The organism is Actinacidiphila sp. DG2A-62, assembly GCF_035825295.1.
Lineage (GTDB): Bacteria > Actinomycetota > Actinomycetes > Streptomycetales > Streptomycetaceae > Actinacidiphila.
Map to the genome: position 1 here is coordinate 693,632 of NZ_JAYMGI010000002.1, position 14,707 is coordinate 708,338.

At 72.2% G+C, this 14,707-nt stretch carries 11 protein-coding genes and 2 pseudogenes; 11 read left to right on the top strand and 2 right to left on the bottom strand.

The window, feature by feature from the left end; translation table 11 throughout:
- Positions 1-29: 29 nt before the first annotated feature.
- The 7 genes from VSR01_RS03445 (at position 30) to VSR01_RS03475 (ending at position 8,592) form a co-directional block, all read left to right on the top strand.
- The gene (locus tag VSR01_RS03445; protein WP_326447803.1) at positions 30-1,325 is read left to right on the top strand and encodes an ABC transporter substrate-binding protein; all 1,296 of its coding nucleotides are present in this window, start codon (positions 30-32) and stop codon (positions 1,323-1,325) included.
- Positions 1,322-2,224 carry a carbohydrate ABC transporter permease gene (locus VSR01_RS03450; RefSeq protein ID WP_326447804.1) on the top strand — a complete coding sequence of 301 codons (903 nt, stop codon included), beginning with the start codon at positions 1,322-1,324 and terminating at the stop codon, positions 2,222-2,224. Before VSR01_RS03445 ends, VSR01_RS03450 begins: the two co-directional genes overlap by 4 nt.
- A complete protein-coding gene (locus VSR01_RS03455; protein ID WP_326447805.1) occupies positions 2,221-3,042 on the top strand; it encodes a carbohydrate ABC transporter permease in 822 nt (273 codons plus the stop codon). The genes VSR01_RS03450 and VSR01_RS03455 overlap by 4 nt, the downstream gene beginning before the upstream one ends.
- Positions 3,043-3,117: 75 nt before the next feature.
- Positions 3,118-5,394, top strand: coding sequence for an alpha-xylosidase (yicI, locus tag VSR01_RS03460; protein ID WP_326447806.1), 2,277 nt, complete (start codon positions 3,118-3,120; stop codon positions 5,392-5,394).
- 39 nt (positions 5,395-5,433) lie between these two features.
- The gene (locus VSR01_RS03465; RefSeq protein WP_326447807.1) at positions 5,434-6,444 is read left to right on the top strand and encodes a LacI family DNA-binding transcriptional regulator; all 1,011 of its coding nucleotides are present in this window, start codon (positions 5,434-5,436) and stop codon (positions 6,442-6,444) included.
- Between the two features lie 298 nt (positions 6,445-6,742).
- Positions 6,743-7,255, top strand: a complete 513-nt coding sequence (locus VSR01_RS03470; protein ID WP_326447808.1) for a response regulator transcription factor — start codon at positions 6,743-6,745, stop codon at positions 7,253-7,255.
- Complete coding sequence (locus VSR01_RS03475; protein ID WP_326447809.1) at positions 7,252-8,592, top strand: sensor histidine kinase; 1,341 nt, start codon at positions 7,252-7,254, stop codon at positions 8,590-8,592. The genes VSR01_RS03470 and VSR01_RS03475 overlap by 4 nt, the downstream gene beginning before the upstream one ends.
- A 303-nt stretch (positions 8,593-8,895) precedes the next feature.
- On the opposite strand, the pseudogene VSR01_RS37630 reads toward VSR01_RS03475, so the two are convergent.
- Positions 8,896-9,801, bottom strand: a pseudogene (locus VSR01_RS37630) (LysR family transcriptional regulator); the annotation flags it as partial.
- A gap of 59 nt (positions 9,802-9,860) precedes the next feature.
- The gene (locus tag VSR01_RS03485; RefSeq protein WP_326447811.1) at positions 9,861-10,466 is read right to left on the bottom strand and encodes a flavodoxin family protein; all 606 of its coding nucleotides are present in this window, start codon (positions 10,464-10,466) and stop codon (positions 9,861-9,863) included.
- Positions 10,467-10,665: 199 nt separating this feature from the next.
- Between VSR01_RS03485 and VSR01_RS03490 the strand changes: the two genes are divergently transcribed.
- The 4 genes and pseudogenes from VSR01_RS03490 (at position 10,666) to VSR01_RS03505 (ending at position 14,594) form a co-directional block, all read left to right on the top strand.
- Positions 10,666-11,472 (top strand): 2-amino-3,7-dideoxy-D-threo-hept-6-ulosonate synthase, encoded by an 807-nt coding sequence (locus VSR01_RS03490; RefSeq protein ID WP_326447812.1) that lies wholly within the window; start codon positions 10,666-10,668, stop codon positions 11,470-11,472.
- Positions 11,469-12,500, top strand: a pseudogene (locus tag VSR01_RS03495) (3-dehydroquinate synthase II family protein); the annotation flags it as partial. The gene VSR01_RS03490 and the pseudogene VSR01_RS03495, both read left to right, overlap by 4 nt.
- 7 nt (positions 12,501-12,507) lie before the next feature.
- Complete coding sequence (locus VSR01_RS03500; protein ID WP_326447813.1) at positions 12,508-14,298, top strand: AMP-binding protein; 1,791 nt, start codon at positions 12,508-12,510, stop codon at positions 14,296-14,298.
- The gene (locus VSR01_RS03505) at positions 14,295-14,594 is read left to right on the top strand and encodes an acyl carrier protein (RefSeq protein ID WP_326453480.1); all 300 of its coding nucleotides are present in this window, start codon (positions 14,295-14,297) and stop codon (positions 14,592-14,594) included. Before VSR01_RS03500 ends, VSR01_RS03505 begins: the two co-directional genes overlap by 4 nt.
- Positions 14,595-14,707 lie beyond the last annotated feature (113 nt).

Here is a 14,707-nt window from a genome sequence, read left to right on the forward strand (position 1 = left end):
ATCCTTCCGATCCAGGTGGAGGTCCTTCAATGTCGAAGGCACGCAGGCCCATAGCCCTGACCGCACTCGCCCTGACGGGCGCCCTCCTCCTCGCGGCGTGCGGGAGTTCGGGGGGCGGCGCGCAGGGCGACGGCAAGACGCTCAAGCTGTGGCACTACGAGGCGCCGGACAGCGCCATGGGCGTCGCCTGGAACCAGGCGATCGCCGAGTTCAAGAAGACGCACCCCGGCGTCAAGGTGGAGTTCGAGGCCAAGGGCTTCGAGCAGATCCAGAAGACCGCGTCGATGGTGCTCAACTCCCACGACGCGCCGGACGTCATGGAGTACAACAAGGGCAACGCCACCGCCGGCCTGCTCGCCAAGCAGGGGCTGCTCACCGACCTGACCCCGCAGGTCACCAAGTACGGCTGGGACAAGCTCCTCAGCCCGAGCGTGACCACCACCAGCAAGTACAACGCCCAAGGCGTGATGGGGTCGGGCCAGTGGTACGGCGTCCCCAACTTCGGCGAGTACACGATGGTGTACTACAACAAGGACCTCTTCCGGCGAAACGGCGTCAAGGTGCCCACCACACCCGCCGAGTTCACCGCCGCGCTCGCCGCCTTCAAGGCCAAGGGCATCACACCGCTGGCCGACGCCGGCGCCGAGTACCCGGCTCAGCAGTACTTCTACCAACTGGCCCTGACCAGGGCCGACCGCGCCTGGGTCGACTCCTTCCAGCTGTACAGGGGCAAGGCCGACTTCCACGACCCGGCCTGGACCTACGCGGCCGACACCTTCGCGGACTGGGTCTCCAAGGGCTACATCGCCAAGACGTCCAGCAGCGCCAAGGCCGAGGACGCGGGCGTGTCGTTCATCAACGGCAAGTACCCGATCTTCTTCTCCGGCAGCTGGTGGTACGGCCGCTTCAAGACCGAGAACAAGTTCAGCTGGGGCACGTTCCTGTGGCCGGGCACGACGTTGACGCCCGGCTCCGGCGGCAACCTCTGGGTCGTGCCGAAGAACGCCAAGAACAAGCAACTCGCCTACGACTTCATCGACATCACGATGAAGAAGCAGGTCCAGAACACGCTGGGCAACAACGGGGGCGTCCCGGTGGCCGCCGATCCCTCGGCGATCACCGACCCGGCGTCCAAGCAGCTGATCGAGAACTTCGACCACGTCTCCGGCTCCGACGGCCTGGCCTTCTACCCCGACTGGCCGGTGCCCGGCTTCTACGACGTCATGGTCTCCGCGGTCCAGAAGCTGATCACGGGCAGCGCCAAGCCCGGCGACGTCCTCGACCAGCTCCAGAAGGCCTACGACGAAGGCGTCCCGGCCTCATGACGGTCCGCACGCGCGGCCCGCGCACCACGTACCCGCTGTACCTCCTGCCGGGCGCGGTGGCGTTCCTCGCCGTCGTCGCCCTGCCGTTCGGCATGAACGTCTGGTACAGCCTCACGCGCTGGCAGGGAGTCGGCACCCCGTCCTGGGCCGGACTCGCCAACTACCGGCAGCTGATCCACGACTCGCAGTTCTGGGAGTCCTTCCGGCACAGCCTCGCCATGGTCCTGGCCATGGCGGTGATCCCCACCGTCATCGGGCTGGTGGTCGCCGCGGCGCTGTTCGACTTCGTCGCCAAGCACTACGGGTCGAAGCCCGCCAGCGTGCTGCGGGCGTGTTTCTACCTCCCCCAGGTACTGCCGATCACCGTGGCCGGCATCGTCTGGAGCTGGATCCTGGCGCCCGAGGGCGGCTCGCTCAACGCCCTGCTGAAGGACGTCGGCCTGGGCTCCGCCCGGCAGGACTGGCTGGGTGATCCCGGCATCGCGCTCTACAGCGTGATGGCCGTGATGGTCTGGGTCCAGCTCGGCTTTCCCGTGGTGATCTTCATGTCGGGACTGCAGCGGGTCGACCCGGCCCTGCACGAGGCCGCCGAACTCGACGGAACCTCCTGGTGGCAGCGGTTCTGGCATGTGACGCTCCCGCAACTGCGCCCGGAGATCTACGTGGTGATGCTGTGGTGCACCATCGCGGCACTCAAGGTCTTCGGCGCGGTGTACGTCCTGACCAAGGGCGGACCCGCCGGCGCCACCGACGTGCCGTCCTACTTCTCCTTCGCCACGTTCTTCGAGAAGACCCAGGTCGGTTACGGATCCGCGATCGCGACCGTGCTGACGCTGATCGTCCTGGCGCTGGCCGTGGTGGGCCTGCGCTTCCAGACGAAGGCGGAGGACGAACGATGACCGCCCTCAAGCGCTTCCCCGCCCTGGCCGCGATCGTCCTCGGCGCGGTCCTGATGGTCCTGCCCCTGCTGATCGTGCTGAACAACGCGCTGAAGTCGCCGGGCGACTACTCGGCCCACGGCCCGCTGGCGCTTCCGCACGGCATCTACCTCGACGGGCTGAAAGACTTCTGGAACCGGGTCGACTTCGGCCGGATGCTCCTCAACTCCACCGTGATCTCCGGCTCGGTGGCGGTGCTGGGCGTGGTCCTGTCGGTGTTCAACGGGTACGCGATCGGCATCGGCCGGCTCAAGGGCCGCGTGTGGATCCTCGGCTTCTTCGTGCTGGCCAACGTGCTGCCGCAGGAGTCCCTGGTCTATCCGCTGTACTACCTGTCCAAGCAGGTAGGCCTGTACGACACCCGGCTCAGCCTCGTGATCGTCTTCACGGTGATCCAGTCGGCGTTCGGCACCTATCTGCTCTCCTCGGTGCTGGGCGCCTTCCCCCGGGAGATCATCGAGGCCGCCAGGATCGACGGCGCCAACAGCTGGCAGGTGCTGTGGCGGATCGTGGTGCCGGTCAGCCGGTCCACGCTCGGCGTCCTGCTGGTCTTCTTCTTCATCTGGACCTGGAACGAGTTCCTGCTGCCCCTGGTGCTGCTGCCGTCGAACGACAACCAGACGGTGTCGCTCGCGCTGGGCGTGCTCCAGGGCCAGCGCCTGATGGACGCGACGATGACCAACGCCGCGGGCCTGCTCGGCGCGCTGCCCGCCGTCGTCTTCTTCCTGCTCTTCCAGCGCACGTTGACCCGTGGAATCGCCGTGGGCGCGGTCAAGTGAGGCCACCGGTCTCCCCGTCCGTGCTGCCCGCACCACCCCCGTTCTCCCGCCGCCCGACCGCGAAAGGGCCCCACGATGAAGTTCACCGACGGATACTGGCTGCTCCGCGAAGGGGTGACGGCGGCGTATCCGGCCGAGGTGCTGGACGTGGAGGTGGGCGACGGCACACTGACCGTCCACGCCCCCACCCAGCCGGTCCGCCACCGCGGAGACCTGCTCAAGGGCCCGCTGGTGACGATCGACTGCACGGCGCCGATGCCGGACGTCATCGGGGTGCGCGTCACCCACTTCGCCGGCGGAGAGGACCGCGGTCCGTCCTTCGCCCTGGCCGGCGGCACGCACGCGGCGGTGGCCGAGGCCGGCGCCGAGGAGGCCGTGCTCACCAGCGGCGGGCTGAGCCTGCACGTCGGCCTGCGTGGGGCGTGGTCCATGGACTTCCGGGCCGGCGGCCGTACGCTGACCAGCAGTCCGGGCAAGGGCATGGCCTTCATGGAGACGGCCGACGGCCGCCACTACGTCCGCGAGCAGCTCCGGCTGAACGTCGGGACCTCGGTGTACGGCCTGGGCGAGCGCTTCGGACCGCTGGTCAAGAACGGCCAGAGCGTCGACGTCTGGAACGCCGACGGCGGCACCAGCAGCGAGCAGGCCTACAAGAACGTGCCCTTCTACCTGACCGACGCGGGCTACGGCGTCTTCGTCGACGACCCCGGCAAGGTCTCCTTCGAAGTCGGCTCGGAACAGGTCTCCCGGGTCGGGTTCAGCGTCGAGGGCCACACGCTCCAGTACTACGTGATCCACGGCCCGACGCCGAAGGACATCCTGCGCAGGTACACCGCCCTGACCGGGCGTCCGGCGCTGCCGCCCGCCTGGTCCTTCGGCCTGTGGCTCTCCACCTCCTTCACCACCTCCTACGACGAGCGGACGGTCACCGAGTTCACCGACGGCATGGCCGAACGGGGCCTGCCGCTGTCGGTGTTCCACTTCGACTGCTTCTGGATGCGCGAGTTCAACTGGTGCGACTTCGAATGGGACCCACGGGTCTTCCCCGACCCGCGGGGCATGCTGCGCCGGCTCAAGGAGCGCGGGCTGAACATCTCGGTGTGGATCAACCCGTACATCGCGCAGCGCTCACCGCTGTTCGCGGAGGGGAAGGCCGCCGGGTACCTGCTCAAGCGGCCGGACGGCGGGGTGTGGCAGTGGGACCTGTGGCAGCCCGGCATGGCGCTGGTGGACTTCACCAACCCGGACGCCCGCACCTGGTACGCGGCCAAGCTCACGGCGCTGCTGGACATGGGCGTCGACTGCTTCAAGACCGACTTCGGCGAGCGTGTCCCCACCGACGTGGTCTACTTCGACGGCTCCGACCCGGAGCGGATGCACAACTACTACTCGTTCCTCTACAACAAGACCGTCTTCGACGTGCTGCGCACGCACCGCGGCGAGGGCGACGCGGTGGTGTTCGCCCGCTCGGCGACCGCCGGCGGCCAGCAGTTCCCCGTGCACTGGGGCGGGGACTGCGAATCGACCTGGGAGTCCATGGCCGAGTCGCTGCGCGGCGGTCTGTCCCTCGGCCTGTCCGGCTTCGGCTTCTGGAGCCACGACATCGGCGGATTCGAAGGACTGCCCGACGCGGACCTGTTCAAGCGCTGGACGGCGTTCGGCATGCTCTCCTCGCACAGCCGCCTGCACGGATCGTCGTCCTACCGGGTCCCGTGGCTGTTCGACGAGGAGGCGGTGGACGTCCTGCGCACCTTCACCCGCCTCAAACTCAGCCTCATGCCGTACCTGTACCAGGCGGCGTACCAGGCGCACACCGAGGGCGTCGCGATGATGCGGGCCATGGTGCTGGAGTTTCCCGACGACCCGGGCTGCGCCCATCTCGAACGGCAGTACATGCTGGGCGGCGACCTGCTGGTCGCGCCGGTGTTCTCGCCCACCGGCGAGGTCTCGTACTACGTGCCCGAGGGCACCTGGACCCATTTCTCCACCGGGGAACGCGTCACGGGTCCGCGGTGGGTGCGCGAGACGCACGACTACCTCAGCATCCCGCTGCTGGCGCGCCCGGGAGCCGCGATTCCGGTCGGCGCCCGGGCGGACCGCCCCGACGTGGCCTGGGCGGACGACGTGACCGTCCGGGTGTTCCAGCCGGCGGACGGCTCGCGCACCACCGTGCGCGTCCCGCGCCACGACGGTTCGGCGGGGACGGTGATCACCGTCGTCCGCGACGGCACGACGCTGCGCGCGGAGAGCAGCGACACCACGTTCCCCTGGGGCGTCGAGGTGGTGGGCGGGCCCTCGGCCCGGGCCGCGGCGGGCACCGGTAGCCTCACCCTGGATCTGTCCGGCTTCTGACGGAAGGTCGTATCAGCGGGCCGTCGACCGAGGGAGCTCATGGTCAAGATCAGTGACGTCGCCAGACACGCCGGGGTGTCGCCGAGCACCGTCAGTTACGCGCTCAGCGGCAAACGCCCGATCTCCGAGGAGACACGGCTGCGTATCGAGCGCAGCATCCTCGAACTCGGCTACCGGCCGCACGCCGGCGCCCGGTCCCTGGCCAGCCGGCGGTCCCAGGTGATCGCCCTGGTGCTTCCGCTGCGCAAGGGCATCCATGTGCCGGTGGTGATGCAGTTCGCCACCTCCGTGGTCACCGCCGCCAGGGAGTACGACTACGACGTGCTCCTCCTCACCCAGAGCGAGGGTGAGGAGGGGATCGTCAGAGTGGCGAGGAGCGCCATGGCGGACGCCTTCGTCATCATGGACGTGGAGCTGCACGACCGCCGGCTCCCGCAGCTGCGGACGCTGGACCGGCCCTCGGTGCTGATCGGGTTCCCCGCCGACCCGACCGGTCTGACCTGTATCGACCTCGACTTCCAGCAGGCGGGCGAGACCTGTGTCGACCACCTCGCGGCGCTGGGGCACCGCAGTGTGGCGCTGGTCGGCTCGCCGCCGGAGGTCTACGCACGCGGCACGGGCTTCGCCCAGCGGGTGGCGGCCGGAGTCGGCGCCGCAGCCGAGCGCAACGGCCTGCGCGCCACGGTGCTGCCGTGCGCGGACACCCCGACCGCGGTCCGGGCCCTGGCCGAGCGTCTGCTGCGCGAGCAGCCCGACCTCACCGGCATCGTGGTGCACAACGAGCCGATCGTCCAGCCGCTCATCGAAGCACTGATGTCCCAGGGACTGCGGATCCCGCGGGACGTGTCGGTCACGGCGATCTGCCCCGACGAGATCGCCGAGCACGCCCCGGTCCCCATCACCTCGGTGTCCATCCCGTCGGCCGAGGTGGGCCGCAGGGCGGTGGAGCTGCTGATGTCCAAACTGCAGGGCGACGAGCCCCCCGAGGCCACGGTGCTTCCGGTCCGCTTCACCGCGCGGGCCACCACGGCCGCGCCCCCGGCCCGGTGACGGACGACGAGGACGACCGGCCGCGTGGCGGAACGGGAGAAACGGCCGGGGCCGGCCCGCCGGTGGCCGACTTTCGCGGTTGCCGACGCGGCGCCAGCGGCGCGCTGGGAGGGTGAGCGGGTGATCCTTCGAGCCGACACGAAGCGTTCGACGGCGAACCGGCTGATGCTGGTCGAGGACGACCGGGAGACCGCGGACATGCTGGTGGAGCTCTTCACCGCGGAGGACTACCTGGTCGACGTGGCGCACGACGGCCACCGCGGCCTGCACCTGGGCCTGCAGCCGGCAGCATCAGGTGATGGTCATCGACCGGATGCTGCCGGGCATCGACGGACTGAGCCTGGTACGGCGGCTGCGCCGGGCCGGCGTGGCCACCCGCGTGCTGGTGCTCTCCGCGCTGGGCCAGCTGGACGAGCGGGTCGAGGGGCTCGACGCGGGCGCGGACGACTACCTGGTCAAGCCGTTCGAGGCCGACGAACTCCTGGCCAGGGTACGGGCGTTGCACCGGCGCGACCTGTCGGACGCCGAGCTGCTCCCGCTGGGGGCCGCGCAGCTGGACGTGGCGCTGCGGGAGGTCGTGCTGGCCGACGGGCGGCGGATCGAGCTGTCCTTACGGGAGTCCGCGCTGCTGCGGGTGCTGGCGGAGGAGCCGCGGAGCGTGCACGAGCGCGCCGAGCTGCGGGCGCGCGTCTTCCCCGACACCTCCGCCGAGTCCATCGTCGACACCTACGTCTACTACCTGCGCCGCAAGCTCGGCCGGGACGTGGTCCGCACGGTGCACGGCCGCGGCTACCAGATGGGGACGGCGTGAGGCCCGCGGCGCTCGCCGCCCGCAGGTCCGGCCGGCCCGCCCCGGCGCGGCGCGGCCTGTCGCGCGCCCAGTGGTCGATCACGCTGCGGATCTCCGCGGTGATGTCGGTGATCATCCTGCTGATCGGCGTCATCGTCTACTGCGTGATGCTGTTCGCCCAGCGCGCGGACGCCGAGCGGGACACGCAGTGGGGTGTCGAGCACAACACCGTGGAGAGCCCGCCGGTGTGCGTGTTCATGATCATCGAGGAGAATGGGGTGGTGACCCGGACCCCGGGCACGCCCCGCGGCCTCCCTGTCCGCTCCAGCATGGACGCGGTCCGCGCCGGAGCGGCCCCGATCCTCCAGCGGGTGACCAGGGACGGCGAGCCGTACACGGTGCGCACCGCGCGGCGGGGTTCGCAGGTCGTGCAGGCGGCGTACGGCGAGCGGTTCCAGCGCGCCGACCGCGACCACCTGCTGACGGCCTTCGCGGCGGCCGAGGGCGTCGGGCTGCTGCTGGTCGCCCTGGCCAGCGGGATGCTGGCGCGGCGGGCGATGACCCCGCTGGCGGAGGCGCTGGAGCGGCAGCGGCGGTTCGTCGCCGACGCCAGCCACGAGCTGCGCACGCCGCTGACCCAACTGCACACCCGCGCCCAGCTGCTGGCCCGGCGCTCCGACGCGGCCGGGCCCGGGGCGCTGTCGGCGGACCTGCGCCGGCTGGTGGCGGGGACCCGGCAGCTCGGCGAGGTCATCGACGACCTGCTGCTGTCGGCGCAGCTGTCCTCCTCGCCGTCCGGCCCCCGCGCCCTGGTCGATCTCGACGGCCTCGCGCGGGAGGCGGTGGCGGCGGAGGACGCGCGGGCGCAGGCGGCGGGGGTGTCGGTGCGGCTGCGCAGCGGCCCGGGGCGGCACGTGGTCGCCGGCACCGCCTCGGCGCTGCGCCGGGTGATCGCCGGGCTGCTGGACAACGCGCTGGCGCACACCCCGGCGGGCGGCGAGGTCACGGTGACGCTGGACGCCCTCGGCGCGGACACCGTGCGGCTGACCGTGCGCGACGACGGCACGGGGTTCGATCCGCGGGAGGCCGAGCGCATCTTCGAGCGGTTCGCCCGCGCGTCCGGCGGGCAGGACGGCGGACGCCGCTTCGGGCTCGGCCTGGCGCTGGCCCGCGAGGTGGTCGAGGCGCATCGGGGCCGCATCACCGCAGAGGGGAAGCTGGGCGAGGGCGCGCTGTTCACGGTGGAACTGCCGGCGGCCCGGTCGTCCGCCGACGCGGTCCCGCGCCGACGCCCCGGGGCGCCCGCGGGCGCTTCCGGCGCCGCGGACGAGCGCAGGCCCGGCGCCTTCCGCCGCTGAGCCGCCCGCGCGCCCGTGCTGCCGAACGCCGCGCCGTCCGCCGACCACCCGCGCGCACGCTGCCGCACGCCGCCTCCTCCCCCGCACGCCGCCTCCGCCGCCGCCCCTCCGCCGCCGCACGCCCCTGCGCCACCGAACGCCGTGCGCCGGCGGCCGTTCACGCCGCTCCCGCGCCCACCGGCCGGACGCCTCGGGCCGCAAGGCCGGCGGGGTGCGCGGGTAGCGGGCCAGCGCCTGCTCGTCGAGGCTCTCCGCGAGCGCGGCCAGGGGCGAGCCCGGGGCCCAGGCCAGCGACGTACGGTGCCGGAGCCGGCCGTCGACCACCTGCTTCAGCAGCAGCCCCGGGCGGTACGCGCCCGGCCCGGTGAAGGCGCCGACCGCGCTCCCCGCGCCGACGATCGCCGCCGCGGTCGCCGGGTCCGCGCCGAAGTAGCGGAAGCGTGGGGTGAACCCGGCCCGTTCGCAGGCGATCCGCAGGCTCAGGCCGAGGCCGTCGGAGCGCTCGCCCGGCGCGACCCAGGTCTCCTCGGCCAGGTCCTCCAGGCAGATCCGCGGCCGGCGGGCCAGCCGGTGCCCGGGGGCCATGCCGATGAGCACCGGCTCCGTGCCGAGGTCGCGCACCGCGAGCCCGCGGACCTTCGGCGGCGTGACGTCGGGGAACTCGCTGACCACCGCGAGCGCGATCCGTCCGGCCCGCAGCAGGTCCAGGACCGCCTGGGAGGAGGGCTCCAGGTACGTCACCTGCTCGTGCTGCGGCAGCAGGTCCCGCACCATCGCCGCGATCACCGGCACCCAGGAGCCGTCCACCCCGCCGAGCGCCACCGCCTGCGCGGGCTCCGCCGACCGGGCCAGCGCCCGCGACGTGGACAGCAGCTCGCCGAAGCCGTCGAGCAGTTCCCTGGCCCTGCCCAGGACATGGACGCCCAGCTCGGTCGGGACCACGCCGTCCGGCCGCCGCCGGAACAGCGGCCCGCCGAACTCCTGCTCGATCCGCCGCAGTTGCGCGGTCAGTCCGGGCTGCGCGATCTGCAGCGCGGCGGCCGCGCGGCTGATGCTGCCCGACTCGGCCACCGTGAGCACGATCCGCAGATGGCGCAGTCCCATGTCCATGTTGTGCCCCAGCGTCCTCTCGCGGCCGGAAGTACCCGATGACGAGCGCGGCGCCGCGGGCGGACGGGCGAGCCCGTCCGTGCGGCGGTCGACGTGCATGGCGTGCGGACGGCCGGTGCGGCGGCGTGCCGCCCGGCCGGTGGCGGCGGGAACCGCGGTCAGCGGTCCAGCGCGTGCCTGCCGGCGACGAAGACCCGGGCGAGTTCCGCGACGCGGCGCCCGAGGTGTTCCGCGGTCGCGAGGTCGGACTTGTGCACCGCGCCCGTTCTCTCGTCCACGTTCGTCTGCGCCGCGGCGCCGCGGTAGAAGCCGAGGCGATTCATGTCGAATTCGCTGCCGCCCGCGGAGTTCCAGCCGGCCGCCAGGCCGAGATTGATCCACGTCATGCCGTGCTGCGCGGCGAACGCCGAGAAGTAATCCAGGGTGCCGGACTTGTCTCCGGCCATCGACCCGGAGTTGGTGAACCCGGCCGCGAGCTTGTCCTGCCATCTGCGGGTGAACCACCGTCTGCCGCTGGCCTCGGCGAAGGCGTGGAACGGCGCGGAGGCCGTGCCCATGTAGGTCGGCGCGCCGAAGACGATGGCGTCGGCGTCGTCCAGCCGGTGCCAGAGCGCCGGCGTGATGCGGTCGACCGGGACGTCGAGGACCTCGGTGTGCCGTTCCCGGGCCGCCCCGGCCCGTACGGCTTCCGCCAGTCTGACGGTGTGGCCGCGTCCGCCGTGAAAGGCGATGGCGATGTGTACCCGTTCGGTAGGAGCCGTCACACCAGTCTCCTCGAAAAGCACGGTTGCAAATCCCGATGCAGCTGACCACAGCCTGCCAGACGTATCTCAGAAAAATCTCAGAGCGCCATAACGGCCGGGTTATCGAGTTCCGATATGCGCGCACTTTCTTCCGGTCGTGCGAGGCTGAACGAGGTGATCAGCCAGCGGGGGCTCACCTTTTTGAGAGGCATACCGAAGAATGACCGATTTCGGTAAAACATTACGCATGCGACGGCTGTCGCCGGCCGGTGACGGTAAATTCCTCTTCGTCCCGCTCGACCACAGCGTCTCCGACGGGCCGGTGGTGCCGCGGGCGGGCTGGGAGGAGCTGGTCAGGGCCCTGGTGGACGGCGGCGCGGACGCGGTGGTGGTGCACAAGGGCCGGGCCCGCACCATCGCTCCCGAACTCCTGGGCCGCTGCGGCCTGGTGGTGCACCTGAGCGCCGGCACCGGGCACGCCGCCGACGCCGACGCCAAGGTCCTCGTCGGGGAGGTCGAGGAGGCAGTGCGGCTGGGCGCGGACGCGGTGAGCGTGCACGTCAACCTCGGCTCGGACACCGAGCACCGGCAGTTGCGGGACCTCGGCGCGGTCGCGGCCTCCTGCGACGCCTGGAGCATGCCGCTGCTGGCCATGATCTACCCCAGAGGGCCGAGGATCGCCGACCCGCACGACCCGGTGCTGCTCGCGCACGCGGTGAACATCGCCGCGGACCTGGGCGCCGACCTGGTCAAGACGTCGGTGGCGCTGCCGCGCGAGCGGATGGCCGAGGTGGTGGACAGCTGTCCGATCCCGGTGCTGGCCGCCGGCGGGCCGCCCGACGGCTCCGACCTCATCGGCCACGCGACCTCCCTGATGCTGGCCGGCTGCAGCGGCCTGGCCGTCGGCCGCCGCGTCTTCTCCTCGTCCTCGCCCTCCTGGCTGACCGCACGACTCGCCGCGGTGGTCCACGCGGCGGAGCCCGGACCGACCACCCGCCCCTCGACGATCGCGACAGGTGCCTCATGAAGTTCGCATGGATCGATCTGCGCGCAGTGCCGCAGTCACAGCTGGAGTCCGTCGTCGACGCCGCCGTGCACGCACGGGTGCAGGGCGTGATCTCCGACGACCAGGGACTGCTGCAGGCACTGCCCCCCACCGTCACCGGCATCACGCCCACCGTGCTGACCGACGAGGAGGGGCTGCACGCCCTCGGCCCCGACGCCGTCGGCTGGGTCGACGTGGCCGACGACCGGACCCTGCGGCTGGCGTGCGCCGCCGCGGTGGCCCTGCCGGCCACCGTGGTCCGCTTCGCCGACCCGACCAAGATCCCGCTGGAGATCGTGCTCGCCGCCGACCGCTCGGCCGGCAAGCTGGTCACCGTCTGCGCGGACCTCCAGGAGGCGGCGATCGTCCTGGACGTGCTGGAACGCGGCTCGGACGGCGTGCTGCTCGCCCCGGCCGACGCCGCCGAGGTCTTCGCGCTGACCCGGCTGCTGGAGGCCGCCATCCCGCAGCTGGACCTGACCACGCTGACCGTCGACGGGATCGAGCACCACGGGCTCGGCGACCGGGTGTGCGTGGACACGTGCAGCCACTTCGCCGAGGACGAGGGGATCCTCGTCGGCTCGTACTCCACCGGGTTCATCCTGTGCTGCAGCGAGACGCACCCGCTGCCGTACATGCCGACGCGTCCGTTCCGGGTGAACGCCGGGGCCCTGCACTCCTACGTGCTGGGCCCGGACAACCGGACCAACTACCTCAGCGAGCTGCGCTCCGGCAGCACCACGCTGGCCGTCGACTCCCAGGGCAGGGCCCGGCGGGTGGTGGTCGGCCGGGCCAAGATGGAGTCGCGGCCGCTGCTGACGATCACCGCCCGTTCCGGGGACGGCGTCGTGGTGAGCCTGACCGTGCAGGACGACTGGCACGTGCGGGTGCTCGGGCCCGGCGGCAAGGTCCTCAACGTCACCGAGCTGAAGCAGGGCGACGAGCTGCTCGGGTACCTGGCCACCGACCAGCGGCACGTCGGCTTCCCCATCGGCGAGTTCTGCAAGGAGGCCCGAGATGGCCCCGGACATCCGGGCGCTGGTCGACCGGCTGCTCGGCGCCCACCCCGGCGACCTGCCGTGCCTGGTGTACGGCGACCACGGCCAGAGCCGCGCCGAGGTCGCGGCCGCGGTGGACTTCGAGGCCGCGGTCTTCGCCGCGCACGGGATCGGCGAGGGCGCCACGGTCATGCTCCAGGTGCCGCCGAGCTACACCCAGGTGCACGTGCTGCTCGCGCTGTGGCGGCTCGGCGCGCAGGTGATGCTGGTCGACCACCGGCTCAAGCCGCCGGAGGTGGAGGCGCTGCGGGCGCTGTGCCGGCCGCAGTTCATGGTCTCCACCGGCGTCCCCGGCGGCTCGCTGATGCGCTTCGAGGCCCAGTACGAACTGGTCACCAGCCGGCGCGCGGACGGCCGGGCCTCGGCCACCGCGCACGTCCTGGTGCAGTTCAGCTCCGGCTCGACCGGGTCGCCCAAGGTGATCGGGCGGACCGCGGCCTCGCTGTCGGACGAGATCGACCGGTTCGCCGCGCTCCCGGGGATGCCGGCGCGGGGCGAGCGGCTGCTGCTGCTCAGCTCCACCGCGCACAGCTTCGGCCTGCTCGCGGGGCTGCTGCACTCGCTGCTGGCGGGGGTCACCGTGGTCTTCGCGCGGCGGGTGTCGGCCCGCGACATGCTGGCCGCCGCCGCGCAGCACGAGGTGCACGCGGTGTTCGGCACGCCGTTCCACTACGAGGTGCTGGGCACCGCCCAGGAGCCGCCCGCGCTGCCCTCGCTGCGGGTCGCGGTCTCCGGCGGCGAGCTGATGCCGCCCGAGACCGCCGAGCGCTTCGAGCGGCGCTTCGGAGTGCCGGTCGGCGAGTCGTACGGGACCACCGAGACCGGCGTCATCGCGATGGACGTCAGCGGCGCCTCGCGGCCCTCGGTGGGCCCCGCGGCCCCCGGCGTGGTGCTGCGGGTCCGCGACGGCGAGCTGGAGGTCCTGCTGCCCGAGGGCTCGCCGTACCTGCACGGGTCGGCCGGCGAGCGGTACGCCGACGGCTGGCTGCTCACCCGCGACCGCGCGCGGATCGACGCGGCCGGCGGCGTGCACCTGCTGGGCCGCGGCGACTCCCTGGTGGTCGTCGGCGGGCTGAAGCTGGATCTCGTCGAGGTCGAGGACGTGCTGCGGCTGCATCCGTCGGTCACCGCGGTGGTGGTCGTGCACGCCGGCGCCACCGAGGCGTACGTGTCGGCGGCGGACGGGGACGCGGCGCTCGAAGGGGAGCTGCTGCGCTGGTGCCGCGACCGGCTGGCCGACTACAAGGTGCCCCGGGTGGTGCGCGTCGTGCCCGACCTGCCGCGCACCTCCAACGGCAAGCTCGTCCGCCGCCGCGACGTGCTGCACGCACTGCCCGGCTCGGGCTGCCCCCCACCAGCCCGGCACGGGCCGACCCCCGACCGCATCCGGGCCGCGCCCCCGCCGGGCAGCGGCCGACATCCCCGGGCGCCGGGCACGGCGCCCGGCCCCCACTCCACGCGCAGAAGGGCCCGCACCATGCAGACGGATGTGCACCAGGAGATCCGCGCCTTCGTGCTCAGCACCATCACCGAGGACATGAACCTGCCGCTCGACACCGACCGCGTGACCGACGACAGCCCGCTGGGCACCGGCGGCATCGACCTGGACTCGCTGAGCCTGATCGAGCTGGCGCTGCGTCTGGAGCGCCGGTTCGGGGTGGAGTTCCCGGACGACGACATCGAGCCGGTGGGCGCGATGAAGCTCGGCGACCTGGTCCAGGACGTCGTACGACGGGGCGCCACCGCATGACGGCGGCGCCGGGGTCCGGGCAGCGTCCCGGGCAGCCGATCACCGCGGACGCGGTGCGCGAGCTGCTGTCCGACCCGAAGCTCTTCGCGGGGCTGCCGCCCGGGCTCGACGACGACGCCGAGATCGCGCTCGACTCGCTCGGGCTGGTGTGGTTCCTGCACCAGGTGGAGCTGCGGTACGGGCTGGTGATCGAGCCGCAGGAGGAGTTCTTCGCGGACTTCACCTCGGTGCGGCGGATCACCGCGTACCTCACCGCGTATCTGGCGGACGCCGGCGGACCGGGCGGGCGCCCGTGACCGGCGGGGTGGTGGTGACCGGGTTCGGGGTCCGCACGGCGTTCGGCGCCGGCGCGGACGCCGTGCGCGACGGCGTCTTCGACGGCCGGCCCGCGTTCGCGCGATCACCCGTT

What these genes read in the sequence shown, in the direction of transcription:
- VSR01_RS03445 (WP_326447803.1), top strand. Translation starts at nt 30, where the DNA reads ATGTCGAAGGCACGCAGGCCCATAGCCCTGACCGCACTCGCCCTGACG.
- VSR01_RS03505 (WP_326453480.1), top strand. Translation starts at nt 14,295, where the DNA reads ATGACGGCGGCGCCGGGGTCCGGGCAGCGTCCCGGGCAGCCGATCACC.
- VSR01_RS03455 (WP_326447805.1), top strand. Translation starts at nt 2,221, where the DNA reads ATGACCGCCCTCAAGCGCTTCCCCGCCCTGGCCGCGATCGTCCTCGGC.
- VSR01_RS03470 (WP_326447808.1), top strand. Translation starts at nt 6,743, where the DNA reads ATGGTCATCGACCGGATGCTGCCGGGCATCGACGGACTGAGCCTGGTA.
- VSR01_RS03465 (WP_326447807.1), top strand. Translation starts at nt 5,434, where the DNA reads ATGGTCAAGATCAGTGACGTCGCCAGACACGCCGGGGTGTCGCCGAGC.
- VSR01_RS03450 (WP_326447804.1), top strand. Translation starts at nt 1,322, where the DNA reads ATGACGGTCCGCACGCGCGGCCCGCGCACCACGTACCCGCTGTACCTC.
- VSR01_RS03490 (WP_326447812.1), top strand. Translation starts at nt 10,666, where the DNA reads ATGACCGATTTCGGTAAAACATTACGCATGCGACGGCTGTCGCCGGCC.
- VSR01_RS03500 (WP_326447813.1), top strand. Translation starts at nt 12,508, where the DNA reads ATGGCCCCGGACATCCGGGCGCTGGTCGACCGGCTGCTCGGCGCCCAC.
- yicI (WP_326447806.1), top strand. Translation starts at nt 3,118, where the DNA reads ATGAAGTTCACCGACGGATACTGGCTGCTCCGCGAAGGGGTGACGGCG.